The 14781-nt window shown below is 49.0% G+C and carries 12 protein-coding genes; all 12 read right to left on the bottom strand.

Annotated features, from left to right (window positions below; genetic code table 11):
* Positions 1–100: 100 nt before the first annotated feature.
* Positions 101–2713: a glycoside hydrolase family 38 N-terminal domain-containing protein gene (locus LRP50_RS06520; protein WP_274163657.1), complete on the bottom strand. Its 2613-nt coding sequence runs from the start codon at positions 2711–2713 to the stop codon at positions 101–103.
* Between the two features lie 5 nt (positions 2714–2718).
* A complete protein-coding gene (locus tag LRP50_RS06515) occupies positions 2719–3816 on the bottom strand; it encodes a PTS fructose transporter subunit IIC (protein ID WP_274163656.1) in 1098 nt (365 codons plus the stop codon).
* A gap of 17 nt (positions 3817–3833) precedes the next feature.
* Entirely contained in the window at positions 3834–4148 is a 315-nt protein-coding gene (locus LRP50_RS06510; protein ID WP_274163655.1) for a PTS fructose transporter subunit IIB, read from the bottom strand.
* Positions 4149–4160: 12 nt separating this feature from the next.
* Positions 4161–4640, bottom strand: coding sequence for a hypothetical protein (locus LRP50_RS06505; RefSeq protein WP_274163654.1), 480 nt, complete (start codon positions 4638–4640; stop codon positions 4161–4163).
* Between the two features lie 432 nt (positions 4641–5072).
* A complete protein-coding gene (locus LRP50_RS06500) occupies positions 5073–5270 on the bottom strand; it encodes a hypothetical protein (RefSeq protein WP_274163653.1) in 198 nt (65 codons plus the stop codon).
* A gap of 2 nt (positions 5271–5272) precedes the next feature.
* Positions 5273–6388, bottom strand: a complete 1116-nt coding sequence (locus LRP50_RS06495; protein WP_274163652.1) for a DUF6708 domain-containing protein — start codon at positions 6386–6388, stop codon at positions 5273–5275.
* A 2-nt stretch (positions 6389–6390) separates the two neighbouring features.
* The gene (locus tag LRP50_RS06490; protein WP_274163651.1) at positions 6391–7506 is read right to left on the bottom strand and encodes a DUF6708 domain-containing protein; all 1116 of its coding nucleotides are present in this window, start codon (positions 7504–7506) and stop codon (positions 6391–6393) included.
* A gap of 2 nt (positions 7507–7508) precedes the next feature.
* Positions 7509–7667: a hypothetical protein gene (locus LRP50_RS06485; RefSeq protein ID WP_274163650.1), complete on the bottom strand. Its 159-nt coding sequence runs from the start codon at positions 7665–7667 to the stop codon at positions 7509–7511.
* Between the two features lie 42 nt (positions 7668–7709).
* The gene (locus LRP50_RS06480; RefSeq protein WP_274163649.1) at positions 7710–8774 is read right to left on the bottom strand and encodes a hypothetical protein; all 1065 of its coding nucleotides are present in this window, start codon (positions 8772–8774) and stop codon (positions 7710–7712) included.
* 14 nt (positions 8775–8788) lie between these two features.
* Entirely contained in the window at positions 8789–11842 is a 3054-nt protein-coding gene (locus LRP50_RS06475; RefSeq protein ID WP_274163648.1) for a hypothetical protein, read from the bottom strand.
* Positions 11835–12662 carry a DUF4123 domain-containing protein gene (locus LRP50_RS06470; RefSeq protein WP_274163647.1) on the bottom strand — a complete coding sequence of 276 codons (828 nt, stop codon included), beginning with the start codon at positions 12660–12662 and terminating at the stop codon, positions 11835–11837. The genes LRP50_RS06475 and LRP50_RS06470 overlap by 8 nt, the downstream gene beginning before the upstream one ends.
* A complete protein-coding gene (locus tag LRP50_RS06465; protein WP_274163646.1) occupies positions 12650–14716 on the bottom strand; it encodes a type VI secretion system Vgr family protein in 2067 nt (688 codons plus the stop codon). Before LRP50_RS06465 ends, LRP50_RS06470 begins: the two co-directional genes overlap by 13 nt.
* Between the last annotated feature and the right edge of the window lie 65 nt (positions 14717–14781).

Here is a 14781-nt window from a genome sequence, read left to right as displayed (position 1 = left end):
TCAAGGAGGTGACGTTAGATTGGGTAAACAGGCCACCTAGACAGCGTGGCCTTTATTAGCGCGATCTCACCTCATGGTTTTGAGGGCATCGCGTGACGGTTTATTCTCGCTTTAAGCGCAAAGCAATCATGCCTTGAGGTGCGACCTCGGTATGGTTGCTTGCGAGGCTGATAGTGCGCTCGAGTCCATCAGCAATATCGACTTTCCATCCTGTTGGCAATTCACCCAAAGTGGTCGGTTGATTGCTGTCATTAATTAAGCGCACCACAAAGGCGTGCTTGTCGTCTTCTGCTGTTTTGATGGCAGAGACGGCAAGGGTTGGGTGAGCATAATTAAACAGGCTGTAATCGGCTGGGGCTTCAAAAGCGGGAGGCGCAATCATAAATCGCTGAACGACACCGTTATGGAGTGCGACCGGTTTTGTCAGCCAAGACTTCACGCGATGGCACAGGCCCGCTTCCATGACGTTACCTGTGAACGGATGCAATGCCAGAGTGAAGCTTAGCGACGTGCGAAGCTGTGAATCAGGGCTTTCATCAGGTAGACCCGAAAGGCGACCCGGACGATATTGCAGCTCAGGCTTGCCGACATAACCCACCGAGCGGAATAAAGTGACAGCGATTGAAGACGGGTATTGCTGATATTCACGAATACCATTCGTGAGTACCGCCAGTCCGCCTTCCAGAGTTTCTCCCGCAACAAGGCTTTGCATCGGGTAGATTGGCGCAGGGCAGGACGTCCAGTGCTGCTCAGACCAAATTGATAATGCTTCACTATCATCGTGACGACGGATCAAGCCAATTGGCTGATCGGCGATGCTGTCTGCATTAATAAAGCCGCCGTTAATGTGCAGTTGCAAACGATGGTCATCAACCTTGTTGTCGATGTTCACAGTGATTTCAAGTTGATCACTGTCTGCTGCCAATGAAATAACCAGCTCGAGTTCTTGAGTGACAGAGCAGACGTTATCTGCACGTTCTTGCAGGTTCAAAGGCAGCTTAGCGGAGTATTGAATAGCAACACGAGATTGCAGTTCGCCATGCTGAACGCTGACTCCGTTCTCTTTCACCGCAAACATCACCAAGTGATCGTTGTACGGTTTAGAAAAATCATAATTGTCGCCGTCGTCGCCGCCATCAACCAAAGACAATACATTGTCCCAATGCTGGCCAGATGCCTTATGACTCATCGCCACTTGGCCCTGCGCGTTAATGCTGACGGTTAGGTGAGCATTGTCCAGAACGGTTCCTGACATCACGTCCGTTTGTTGTGCGCTGAAAGTAGGTTCTACGTCATCTAAGCGCGTCACTAGCAGGTTCTTATAGCCGCAGGCCGTCATCTGTTTTAAGGATGCCACGACGTGATGACGGTACCAGGTTCGGTACATTTCATCACCCAGGGTGGTTGGGTCTTGAACAATGGCGTTGATGTTGACCTTTTCACACGACAGTGGCTCAAACTCAACGTTGGTAGTTCCGTCAGAGAGCGAGAAACAGCGCGTCGGCAGCACTAACTCCAACTCAACCATAGCATCGCGCACATACGGCAGTGGGTTGAACACCAACACATATTCGCCATCCAGACCTTTCGTGGATGCGTCAGCCAATTGTTTCAGTGTGATGTCTTTCAAACGCTCCGCGTTTTCCTGAACAGCAGAGATACGCGCATCGACCTGACGGTTAACGGAATCTGTATTACATCCACCAATCGAGTCATGTGCATGGCTTTGCATCAACTGCTTCCAGTTCTTCTCCATCAGGCCATACGGATAGGCAAGGCCATGATAGTTAGCAACAGTTAGCAGTGGCTCCAACTGATTAATCAGCAGGTTTTCAACATCCGCATTGCGTTTTTTAATGTCATAGCGCGTGGAATAAATACCACGGTGAATACGGCTGTATTTACCGTAAAGCATCTCACTTTGTACTTCCGGCAGCCCACCAGAACAGGTTGCGGCAAAGTAATCGTCAAAGGTACAAAGTTGGTATTCATGCTCTCGTTGGTTATTGGCTGCTTTGATGGCTTCAGCCGTTTCTGCCTGCCAAGGTTTCTGATCGTGTCCACCCATGAACAAGAAGTGTTCGCGCTCACCGGGCCAGAAGCGTTGGTTCATTTTCTGATCCATCGCATCTAAGTGCTCGTTCATCGGCTTCATGCCTTGAAAGGCGCTGTAGCCAAATTCCAATACCGCTGTGGTGACTTTACTGCCATCAGGAGCGCGCCACACAAACTCTGTGCTTGGGCAAATGCCCTCCCAAATCCCGCGCCAGAATACGCATTTATCGATGTTGAAGTGCTGCAATAGCTGCGGTAATTGCTCACTTTGACCAAAAGAATCTGGAACATAGCCGATGTCCATCAACTTGCCGAAACGCTCAGCATCACGGCAACCCCACATCAGATTGCGGATCTGGGACTCTCCATGTACCACACATTGGTCGGTTTGCGTGTACCAAGGGCCCACAAGCAATTTGCCACTTTCGACAAGGCGTTTGACGCGATCGGTGTCTTCGGGAACCACACTTAAGTAGTCTTCCAACATGACGGACTGACCATCAAGCACGAAGCAAGGTAAGTTGTCGTCTTTTTCCAGCTCATCAAGCATCTGCTTCATGGTGAACGTCAGCAGAACCTGTGACTCTTCAGTGCTGAAGTACCACTCTCGGTCCCAATGAGTGTGAGGGACAATATAGGCTTTTTTATTCATCGACATGCTCATTACCCTTGCGCTGTTTCAGCGTGAACAGCACTTTCAGATTGTGCTTGTTGGCGCATGAATTGACGTTTCATCATGATGGTGGTGCCAATGGCTACAAAGGCCACACCGCCTGCAATCGAAACAAAGTAAAGCAAGATGTTCGAAGAGAGCACCAGCGCTAGAATACCCGCAGCAGGGGCTTGAACAATCGAATCAAACGTGACGACTAACATGGCAGAGATGGCACTGCCGATGGCATTGATGATAATGAGTGCAGGGTTGGCGAGAATGAATGGAATGGCCCCTTCACTAATCCCCACGCAAGACATCATGAGCGCTGCGCGACCATTTTCTTGTAGTTCTTTGGTGTAGTACTGCTTGGCAATGATGGTGGATAAGCCAATACCGAACGGTGCAATCATGATAGCGATGTGAGACGCCGTAACCGGTTCATAGATGCCCTGCGCAAACAGGCCGAAGCTGACAGTAATTGCTGCTTTGTTGATTGGGCCGCCGAGATCAAAGCCCACCATTGCGCCTAGTACGGCCGCCATAATGACTTTGTTTCCACCCGACATGCCAATTAACCAGTTTTCCAAGCCAGTATTGAGTGCAACGAGTGGGTAACCAACAATGTATTTCATTACGAATAAGATAATCGCAGTACCAAACAGCGGAATGATCACCATCGGGAGCAAGCTACGAAATTCCTTTGGTAGCTTAATGTTGGCGAGCATCCAGCGAACAAGGTAACCCGCCATCAAACCGCCGAGCAATGCCCCCAAAAAGCCCATTTGCATGTCTTTCGCTAGCATACCTGCAATCAAACCGGGGGCGATGGCAGCTTTGCCGGCTAAACCAAAGCCGACAAACGCGGCAATAACGGGAAACAACAAACCAAGCCCATACAGGCCGAATGTTTTGAGATCATTGATGATTTGAGCAAAAAGCGAGTCACTGGTTTTTAAATCGATGCCTGTGATCGTTTCAAAAAGTGAACCGAAAGCAAGCATCATACCGCCCGCGACAATAACAGGGATCATATACGATACGCCTGTCATTAAGGCTTCGCGTAATTTATCGAGTTCTGTTTTTTCTTTTTTTAATAGTAGGGTCATGGCAGGTGTCCTTTTTATTATTTGTTATTAATAAGGTGCATCATGGTGTTGTAAACAGCATCCGGTTGTTTGATAGGGTCAGCTACCGAACATTCCAGTTTTGTTAATAATTCGAACCTTTCCACTCCATCAATTAATATTTCGGTGGCAATGATGGCACCATCCGCACGGGCAATGTCGTCTTCAGTGATTTCATTTTCAATACCTGTGCTTCCTTGTGTTTCTACCTTTATTTCCCAGCCGTTTTTTTTACCAAGCATTTCTAATGCTTCTGCGGCCATATATGTATGAGCAATACCCGTTGGACAAGCGGCGACACAAACAATAAACATAGTTACCTCGATTTAGGGAGAAAAGCATTTCTTTAGACATAAAAAAACAGCAACCACCTGATGATGATTGCTGTTTCGCTGAGTATTCATTTTGATTGCGCACTCAAGGCATAACTGTTTGTTTTTCAATGTGTCAGATCCTGGCGCGTAGCGGTAGAAGCTGATCATTGATAGTACAGAGACGCATAAGGCGTAAGCCAGTTCGACCAAAGATCGGTTTAGTAACTGTACGCTGATGGTTAAGGTTGTAACGTGGCGGAATTGTCTTGCTGAAGAAGTAAACCGATGCCAGAAATAGTAGACATTTTTTGCCGACTCACCAATGCAAATATAGAGTTCATTATAACACTCCGAGGTTTCATCGAGTTTATTTTCAGCGTCGCTGTCTAATTTACTGGTATGTTCTACACAAACACAAAGCGCAATATTACGCACAAACATATTTACTATGCTTGTAAGCGTGAATATGAATGCTTTGGTTTTATTAGACACGGACGTTCTCCATAAAATATGGCGAGATACTATCCCCAAAATAAAAACAAGAATGTGAAGGTTTTCACAAATAACTTTTGGAGAAATTAAATGCAGTGATTTTCGATTAGAGGTCACGATTTAGCGAGTAAAGGTTAAGGGGTTGTTGGTTTTTGTCGCCAGAGTTGTTGGTCGGTTCAGGAGTCTCGGGCAAACCGGCTATTGCGGTAGATTACTTCTTGAAGTAATCGTATTTCGTCTTTGGTGAGATCAGGCGACCAGGCTGCAGAGCGCAACTCTGGCAGGTAGCGGTGGTCTTCTTCCATCATCTCTGTCCGAGCAGGCAGGCTGGTGGAAAAGTAACGCTCTATCTTTTCAACATACTCACCCAGCCTTCGTTTGGTGTCGTTTTATAGCGTTGCTCACTCTCGAGTGTTTTGACCTGAACTTCACTCAAGTGGGCGACAAAGTGACGGGCCTTGGGCTCACCACCTGGCTTGCACCATTTCGCGGTGGTCGCGACGGAAATACCGGTGCGAACACCGGCGAAAAAAACACCACTTCGCCTGCAAGAAATTTGCGGGTATCCCCCGCCTTGGGTGTGAGCTCTGTCAGGTCGATATCCTGATTTTTCTTTTTTTTCCAAAACATAGTTATTGGGTTTTCCCACCCTCAGTTTGACGATAATCCATGATGCCGCCGCCAGCGTCATAGTGCTTTTCAACGGCTGCGCGTTCTCTTAGCAATTCCTCACTCGGTTTTGCCCATTCGCTCTCAGGAATAGGTGTTGACCAATCTGCCACTTCTTGCGGCAGTTCTACTTTTGCGAGGTTGTCTGTCCACTCGGACACCAGATAAGGCAGCTTCCAACCGCTCAGGATATGGTACGTGTAATAGAAAAACATCGAGGCATAAGATACCCAAGGCGCATTGGAATTGAGGATAAACCAACGTTTAGGGCCTTTTTTGAACTTCTCCCGCATTTCACGACGGTTCTTATCAAACAAGGCACGGTCTTCTTTTTCAAAGGGGCTTGGGGTCGGACGACGTGCTGGCGGCTCATCCATGTACATGCGCATGGTTTCCCACATGCGTTGTCCGTCGGTCACTGTGGCAATCGGGCGGCGCAGTATCCAGTAATCCTTGCCATCAGGCGTGGGAATGGCCAATCCAAAGGTAAAATGCGTCACCATGCTGTTGCCTGTGGTACCGCGGTTCGTGGCTACCCAACACACCACCTCTTCCCACGGGGCAATGGTGGGCTTTTTTTCTTTGTCGGAGTAATAGCAGATTTCCCGGCGCTCACGGTTTAAGCGAATAGGGCGCTGGCGGGCAAAATCGAGAGAGCTGCTGATAACGACGTGCCAGAAAATGCCAATTGGAAGGGCAAAGGCGAAAGTGAGGGGCTCAACAAGTTCATTAAACGCAGATAAAAATGAAGCCCAAAAAGAACCGTAAACCGCAGCATCCTCGAATCCTACCCTTACCATAAAGAGCAGCACCACAACGGCACCAAAGCCAATCGTGGAGTTTCCCAGTTGCACTTGTCCGGCTTTACCCTGACACCGTTGACCGATATCCATGTAAGTGTCGTTAATGACCAGTATTTCGGGCGAGGTCACCACGGTTTCTTTGGCAATTTTTGCTGAAGGAAGAGGCTTGGGCGAAAAAAATACCGCTTCACCTGCAATAAATTTGCGGGTGTCTCCCGCCTTGGGCGTAAGCTCCGTCAGGTCGATGTCCTGATTTTTCTTTTTTTTCCAGAACATAGTTATTGGGTCTTCTCACCCTCAGTTTGACGATAATCCATGATGCCGCCGCCGGCTTCATAGTGCTTTTCAATGGCTGCGCGTTGCTTCAACAACTCTTCACTCGGTTTAGCCCATTCGCTCTCAGGAATAGGTGTCGACCAATCTGCCACCTCTTGTGGCAGTTCCACTTTTGCAAGACTATCGGTCCATTCAGAGACTAGGTAAGGCAGCTTCCAACCGCTCAAGATATGGTACGTGTAATAGAAAAACATCGAAGCATAAGACACCCAAGGTGCTTCTGAATTGAGGGTAAGCCAACGTTTAGGGCCTTTTTTGAACTTCTCCCGCATTTCACGACGGTTCTTATCAAACAAGGCACGGTCTTCTTTTTCAAAGGGACTTGGGGTCGGACGACGTGCTGGCGGCTCATCCATGTACATGCGCATGGTTTCCCACATGCGTTGTCCGTCGGTCACTGTGGCAATCGGACGGCGCAGTATCCAGTAATCCTTGCCATCAGGCGTGGGAATGGCCAATCCAAAGGTAAAATGCGTCACCAAACTGTTGCCTGTGGTGCCGCGGTTCGTGGCTACCCAACACACCACCTCTTCCCACGGGGCAATGGTGGGCTTTTTTTCTTTGTCGGAGTAATAGCAGATTTCCCGGCGTTCACGATTTAAGCGGATAGGACGCTGGCGGGCGAATTCCAGAGAGCTGCTGATAACAACGTACCAGCAAAGAGCTGCTGGTAAGCCAAAGGCAAAAGTGAAGGGCACAGCGAGTTCATCAAATACTGCCCGAAATGATGCTTCGATAGACCCGTAAGTAGAAGCATCCCTAAATCCAAACATGATGACTAATAGCGACATCACAATGGCAACAAAGCATATCACTGTATTCACCAACTGTACCTGCGAGGCCTTGCCCTGCAAACGCTGACCGATATCCATGTAAGTGTCGTTAATGACCAGTATTTCGGGCGAGGTCACCTTGGCTTCTTTGGCAATTTTTGCTGAAGGAAGGGGCTTGGGCGAAAAAAACACCGCTTCGCCTGCAAGAAATTTGCGGGTGTCTCCCGCCTTGGGTGTGAGCTCTGTCAGGTCGATATCCTGATTTTTCTTTTTTTTCCAAAACATGGTTATAGGGTTTTCCAAGTGATGTGTTGGGTGGTCAGCGGGGCAAGTTCACTGGCCGGTACGTTTTGGGCTTTTAACAGCGCCACTTCACTGAGTGGGCCAACACGGGTAAAGCTGTTAGCTTGAAAACGCAGTACGTCTCTTTCGGGAACATCTGGCATGGGAAAGTAGTGCAATTCTAAGCCGATATTGGCCTAGCATATCTATTCAATGGCATTTCCACCCCAGCGTTCAATCGCGGTGTGCAGGTTGTCTACTGTGTATTCGTATTCATCAAGGCCGTCTTGTTTATAAACGGTGTGGGTGCTGAGGTATTCATCAGTGAGTTGGTCGACTTGCTGGATTTCTTCCGTTGTCAAGAGCTCCTTAGCCCATTCGTAAAATTGCTTATTCGCCCCATTATTACTTTCTTCTGACATGGACTCTTTGATAGCCTTTAAATATGCAGTGCCTGTTAATGGGTCTTTGTATTTCCATGTAGGGTGGTCATCAGGGAATATATTGGTAATAAGAGAGCTATATGTTGAAAGAATGGAGGTATTTCCGCTAGAGAAAATAGGCTGCAAATACCTTATGCCAGCATCTATCTCTCCCTTTTCAATCATCGTAGCGCCGATATACCAAATTGCATCATGGTAACCACCACGGGCTGATGCTTCATAAAGCTTGGCAACTTCTTTCTCCCGGCTACCCGGCAGAAAGAACCAGCCTTCGCCGCTTTCAAAACGTCTAGCTATTTCCCATTGCGCTCGGGGATAACCGGCGTAGGCTGCATTTTTAAGAGATTCAACATACATGCTGATGCTATCTTCCTTAAAGTAAAGCCTAGATTTCAACACCATAGCAAAGGGATTTCTTTCCTCTATCTGTGGGCCAAGAGCATTTAAAAATCGCTTTCGCCACATTTTTTTTTGTGACGAGGAAGCTTTACTTCTATCTCCAATTAGACCTAACATCGCTAATAAATGACCATTTTCAGCAGCCTTTGTTCTGTATTCGAACTCTTGGCTACTCATAGAAAATCGATTATAGCTATCAGAAGTAGCTACTAAATAATACGCTGCCGCATTCCCACTCTCACCCGCTTGCAGTAAATAGGGCTCTGCTTCTTCGAACCTGTCCTGAAAGTGAAGGATTTTGCCTTTTTGGTACGCTTGCTCTGCAGTCAGTGTGGTTGCCAGCGTCGGCAAGGCCCACAGCAAGTTGACTGCCAGTATCAGCAGGGCTCGCAGGGAGTGAAAGGTATATCGATGAAGGTGCATTTTCATGATTGAGTGTCTCCCTAAAATGTATAAGCACTGCCATAAGGTATTTGGAAAGGTGTACGTGAGGTCATGCCTTCTTTGAGCGCTTCCTGCTTAAGATCGATAACCTCTTGCTCCAGTTGTGCCTTGTTTTGTTTCACCTCGTTGTATTTCACGATAACAAGGTCATTGAAGTGGTGATGACTAAATGATTTGCCCGTTCGACTATAAGCTATAGATAAATTGGGTTTTTCTTTAGGATTGATGTATGCGGACCGATTCAGCATCGCTCTGATTCGGTCACAATTGGCCATAAAATCCAGCTTACGCTGTTGTGGCATCCCATGATTTCGTTGTAGGCGCGAGAGAGCTTCCTCGACCTGGCGAACTACGGCAGCGCTTTCAGACGGGCGCTGTGACCAGAGCTCATGCAGCCACATAAAGATTTTCATCAAGCCGATTTGTTGCATGGCTAAAACGTCATCTTCGTTATAGAAGGTCGTCACATCTTTGCTTTCCTTTATACTTGCTGCATCTGGCTCACTCAGCAGGGTCTCAATCAAGGGCGCTAAGCCTTCCGGCACCAGCATTTGCAGCCAAGGCTTCAGGGCGCTTTCGGTACCAAAGGCCAACAAATGAGCTACGGTGGGTGCAGAACTGCCTTCAAATATCCCCATCACTTTATCCCACACGTCTTTTTTGTGCGCAAAAAACAAACCGATTTGCATCTGAGACAGCAGGCACACCCGACTCATTGTGGACAAGGCCTGAAAGGTTTCGTCATCTTCAACGATATCAACGGGGCGGTAGTTGGCCTCGCGTAGTACTCGCTGAAACTGCCATATCCACGCGCCGATGGCCTGCGGCATCACCTCCCCTTCAATCACGAATTTGAAACTTTGGCCTACCTGCATGCGCACATGCAACTTACCGTTCACGAATTTAAACAGCAAAGGGGAGGAGACTTTCCCTTCCAGTTCTACCTTGAGTTGGCCTTTTAATGTGGTAAGCATTTTCACGTCGTTCGGCACAATGAAATCCGGCACGTTAATGCCGTCCAGTGAGCGATCGGGCAAGAACCAATCTAAGTAGCACGCCATTTCAACACCGATTTTGGCTTCGAGGTTTAAGGTTGCATCGGACGACTGCAACTGCGTCAACGCTGACAGTCCTCCGGACTCAAAGCGCATTTCTTTTTGCCCTGCCAAGGTGGCACCAGCAAATCCGTAAGCCTTGATGTAAAGGCGTGTCCTCAATAATCCGGGGTTAAAAGCAATGGTCTCTTCTTTCGCGGGCTTACCGTCATGTTTGTTGAGTACACGCAATAACAAGGTGATATCTTTTTTTGCATCGATGTCTTTTTCATCTGGGAAGGAAAGGTAAGGTTGGCCGTTACTCGCCTGTATCACGTTCAGTTCGCCTTTTGCGGCATAAAGGTTGTACTTGGCTTCCACTTTTTGGACCGCTCTCCAGCCTTGCGAGTTGCTGTCAGTGGGGGGCCGCCCGCGTTCAAACATTCTGGAACTACTTTCTTCATAAGTGAAATTCGAAATGCGCTTGGTATAGTCATGCGCAAACGCCTCGGTGCTAAATCGGAAAAATTGTGCTTGAGGGGCGCTGTCGAAGGGGTCGAGCCTTTTTTTGATGAAATCACGGTACAGAATACCGGATACCGCTGTGTCCCATGTTGTCGTGTCAGCTTTAAGGCTTTTGACTTCCCATCGTTTGGCGGCCAGTGATGCATGAAAGTGCTCGGGGGCAAATAGGCCTTTTTCGTCAAACCAACCGTCTTCTATCGGGATTGGCGTCGCGAGACCTTGACTCAGGATGTGTTCAAATGCTTTGCCCAAGGAGGCGGTGGCCGTGAAATCTACAATCATCAAGGTGCCCGAAGGATTGGTGGGGTGCGGCACATCTACCAAGCTAAGGTAGCGAAGTTGGGCTAAAGGGACTTGACTTGCCCCTGGTTTGGGGGTGCCTAACAGGTATTCTCGCAACGGGAAACGGTCTGTCATCAGGCGTTGCAGGGGTTTCTCTTTGTAGTCATCAGGTGACCAAACCAACAATAGTCGGTGCTCTGAGGCTAACTCATGGGCTCGGTTATGGAGTATGTTTGCTTTGTTTTCCAGTTCTTTAAGCTGCGTATATTCGTCGGCTAGAATTGCCGACGGTGGAATTCTGCGGTAGTCCGTCGATTTACTTAAGGCCATCAACCGCTCGCGCAAGCTGTCTTCAAATGTTTGCGCGTCATGAAGCAGTTGATAGTAGTCGGCCAATGCTGTGTGGCCATCTTGCCCATCCAAGGCCAATGCACATTCAGGCATGGCGACCCCGAGTTTTTCCAAGTCCTCAATACAGGTTACCAGGGCATTAAACGCTTCACTGGTTACTTCGAGAGCTTGCTCTGCCTCGTAATAGGCAATGATATTGGCGCGAACGGGGCCAATAATTGCGGACCCTTCTTTGCCAATTAAACGACGCAGATCCATGTTGTCTTGCAGGGCTGCCACTTGCGCGGCGGGCGCGAGTTCTTTTTTATCAAGGAAGGTTTGCTTGACGTTGGCGTATTGCTTCAAAAGGGTATGGATCTGGGTTTCCCTTGGGGTATAAAGCGCCCCATTTTTGTAGGAATACCCTTTTTGTTTGGCGCCTTCCAGGGCTTTCTTTTGAAGCGATTTAAGCTCCCTGCGCTTTTTTACGGTGTCTTTTTCATGCCGCGCTTTTTCTAGACCAAATAACCCGCGATCAGGTGTGTTTAACCACTCCTCTAGCTTATGGTATTCGTCTCGATCCTGTGATGCCGACAAGAAAGAAGATAAATGGGCGACGGTCGTGCCATCGAGTAAACCAGATTCTGCCATGGCCTCAGGATCTTCTCCCGTCACACCGTCGAGCTTTTTTTCCGCCTGACTCAAATAATGACAGGCCTCTTCGGTGAGCAAATAGAAGCGGTCACTTCCCACAAGATAAGCGATGTCATGATAAACAAGTGGCGTTTTTTCATTTTCGCACACTCTCGGTATCATTGGATCAACGGGATGCGGCCCTCGTGAAGGGGGCGTTGCGCAAGGGGGAAGAATGAGTTTATCCATGTGTGCGTTCCTGCAAATGGGGGGCTAACATCTCTGCCTGAGATGTACGAACAGTAAGGGCATGCAGAGCGAGAGCGGGTGTTTGATAGTCGGAGAAAAAAGCCTCCCAATCGATGTTACTCAAAAGAGGGAGGCAATCGGAAAGCCGAGAGTGCCATGTATCTTTTTCTGCAAAGGTCACACCTGTGAGCTCGGCGAATCCGACCACCGCTTGCGCAAAGCGATAATGCGTCAACGCGCTTATCTCTCCTTCTGCAGCGGACAAACGCAATGCATAGGCTGTTCGCTGTATCTGCATTTGCTTAGCCAGTTGTATATGCATGGTGGTGGTGATGCCTTGTCGCACGCCATTGAGTGGCATGCACTGCCAAGAGTTTAGATGGTAATGCGGTACATAAAGTGAGTCTGCTAGTGGCCATGAAGGCGTAGGGTTGTGTTGCGTATCGACGAGTGCGCGTGTCACCATGGGGGAGTAAAACCGCAGATAGCAGGTACCTTGATCTGAGCTTTCTACTACCAGCTGCTTTGCGAGTGCTTGTTGCATATCTTTAAGCGGCTTGTTACTGGCGATAATACAGCCTGAACGTTTTTCCAGACAGGCTTCAAGTAGGGCTTGATGCTCTGTGCCTATTTCTATTAGATGAGGGGATACCTGACGCATTGATGCAAAGGGTGTCCCTGTGAATAGCGAGTAACTCTTCGTATTTTCTAATAGTTGAAAACACTCAACCTCGTCGAAACAGGGCGTATCCAACAACAATACTAAACGGGATGTTTTGTTTATCTCCCGCACTAAGTCTTTTGACGTTACGGTTTGCATCGACAATCGTTCCCCAGTGAACACGTACCATCAGCTTGCTGACCACAGAGCGGGAGCATAACAAGGTTGGCCTCTGCCGCATAAAGCAGGGCAGTGGCAAAATTGGGCTGTATTTCCTCTGGCGCTTTCGGGGCTGTCACCCCATTCGGCATCATTGGCATGACCCCACCAAATCCCGAGCCTGAGCCCGACGCACCGCCTGAGTTGAGGTTGACCGCAGAGCCGACAATATGCACACCTGCGGGGTCGATTTTGACGAAGTTGCCCCCGACTTTCAGGGTGATCTCGGTGCCCGCCTCAATCACCACTTTCTGACCGGCTTTGTGGTGAATTTCTGAGCCTGCTTCGTTGAGCAGTGCTTTCCCCGCTTTGATATGGAAAGATTGGTCGGTGACCACCGTCTTGTCGCCTTTGACGTGTGTTTTGCTTTGTCCATCGACGGTCAGATGGTCATCCACTTTGATGTGAGAAAAGCGTTCGTTCTCCACATCCAAGTGCAAGTCATGTTTGATGTTGTCTTTGCGGTCGTTCTCCACCAGCAGGTTCATGTCCTTTTGGGCATGCACGTAGATTTCTTCTTGTCCTGCTTGGTCTTCAAAACGCAACTCGTTAAAGCCTTCCCCCTGATGGGTTTCGGTTCTGAGCACCGTGCGGGTTTTATTGGCCGGCAGCGGGTAGGGCGGCACATTGGTCGCGTGGTAGGTGCGTCCAGTAATGATCGGTTGGTCTGGGTCGCCCTCTAAGAAGGAAACAATCACTTCATGGCCGATGCGCGGTATCGCCATCATGCCGTATTGTGCGCCCGCCCAGCTTTGAGAAACGCGCACCCAACAGCTGGAATTTTCATCGCTGTTGCCGTATCGGTCCCACGGGAACTGCACTTTCACGCGCCCATATTCATCACAGAAAATCTCTTCCCCCTCTGGGCCCGTGACAATGGCAACTTGAGGGCCATGCACGCAGGGTCTCGCCTGTGGCTCAGGCCGCCAAGGGCGATGACCAGGGATGACCGAAAACGTATTGTGAAAGGTGGTCATACCTTCGCCGCCGCGCTCTTCGAGTGCCTGTGGTTGGGTACCTTGGCAGTTCATGCTTACCACCACCCAGTCACGGTTGTTGGCATTATCAGGGTGCTCAATCAGATCAAAGACCTGACCCGCATCGACCTGCATGATGTTACTGGACGCCGTGGCAGTCATCGCATTACTGCGCAAATGCTCGAGACGATATTGGGTAAACGGCTTTCCTGAGGTATCGCTTTTGAAGCGGCCAGGGTAGTCATAATGTTCATACGTGCCGCGCTGGAAGGCCATCTCGGTGCCTGCCTTGTTTTGTAGAAAGCTGTACGCGGGCTTTTTGAAACTGTAATCCTTGAGCGTGACGGAAGACGGTCGGGCTTGCGCCGTAAATTGCCAGCCTTTAACGAACGGTTGGTCACTGATGCCCCCGACGTTGGTGTTGTAGAGGAAAGCCTGCCCAGACGAGGGCAAAGTCTGGGTGTCATCGGAAAACAACACCGTGTGCTTGTCTTTGGCAGACAAAAAGCAATAGAAAATGCCTTCTTCGGCGGCGAGACGTTGGAGAAACGCTAAATCTGTCTCCCGGTATTGAACACAGTATTCGCGTATTTGAGGTGTTGCTGAAAGCGAAAAGGCATAGTCATCAATGCCCATTTCCTGAAGCAGAATACTGATGATTTCAGGCGTGGATTGCTGCTGAAAAATACGGCTATTTTGGCGCAGTGAAAGCCGAGACAAAGCGGGCACTATCTCTAACGTGTAAAACGTATGACTAGCACCAGTATCACCACGGGTGAAGCGACGGACAATGCCATGAATGCGCTGCGCAAGCTCGCCATCACGCCACAGCTTGAGGGTCACATTGCAGTCAACCACCGCGTCTCTGGACACCGTATCCTGCCGGCTAGCAAGTTTGACCTGATACCAATAGGGGGCTGAGAGTGCTGACTCCCCCGAGAATTCAAGCACAGCAAAGGTGTCGTCAGGCAAGCCTTCGACGGTAAGAGTGAATTGGAGACCGCTTTCCGTAGCCATTAAATCATCCCTGCTTAAAACGAAGTATCGTCAGGCGTCATTGCTTGACGACAAAACCCGCCCGA

Source organism: Enterovibrio gelatinilyticus (genome assembly GCF_028683095.1).
In the GTDB taxonomy this organism is placed as follows: domain Bacteria; phylum Pseudomonadota; class Gammaproteobacteria; order Enterobacterales; family Vibrionaceae; genus Enterovibrio; species Enterovibrio gelatinilyticus.
This window is presented reverse-complemented; position numbering and strand designations above follow the sequence as displayed.

Coding starts and splice junctions, on each gene's coding strand:
- LRP50_RS06520 (WP_274163657.1), bottom strand. CDS start 2,713: ATGTCGATGAATAAAAAAGCCTATATTGTCCCTCACACTCATTGGGAC.
- LRP50_RS06495 (WP_274163652.1), bottom strand. CDS start 6,388: ATGTTCTGGAAAAAAAAGAAAAATCAGGACATCGACCTGACGGAGCTT.
- LRP50_RS06500 (WP_274163653.1), bottom strand. CDS start 5,270: ATGTTTTGGAAAAAAAAGAAAAATCAGGATATCGACCTGACAGAGCTC.
- LRP50_RS06515 (WP_274163656.1), bottom strand. CDS start 3,816: ATGACCCTACTATTAAAAAAAGAAAAAACAGAACTCGATAAATTACGC.
- LRP50_RS06465 (WP_274163646.1), bottom strand. CDS start 14,716: ATGGCTACGGAAAGCGGTCTCCAATTCACTCTTACCGTCGAAGGCTTG.
- LRP50_RS06480 (WP_274163649.1), bottom strand. CDS start 8,774: ATGAAAATGCACCTTCATCGATATACCTTTCACTCCCTGCGAGCCCTG.
- LRP50_RS06475 (WP_274163648.1), bottom strand. CDS start 11,842: ATGGATAAACTCATTCTTCCCCCTTGCGCAACGCCCCCTTCACGAGGG.
- LRP50_RS06485 (WP_274163650.1), bottom strand. CDS start 7,667: ATGCCAGATGTTCCCGAAAGAGACGTACTGCGTTTTCAAGCTAACAGC.
- LRP50_RS06490 (WP_274163651.1), bottom strand. CDS start 7,506: ATGTTTTGGAAAAAAAAGAAAAATCAGGATATCGACCTGACAGAGCTC.
- LRP50_RS06510 (WP_274163655.1), bottom strand. CDS start 4,148: ATGTTTATTGTTTGTGTCGCCGCTTGTCCAACGGGTATTGCTCATACA.
- LRP50_RS06470 (WP_274163647.1), bottom strand. CDS start 12,662: ATGCAAACCGTAACGTCAAAAGACTTAGTGCGGGAGATAAACAAAACA.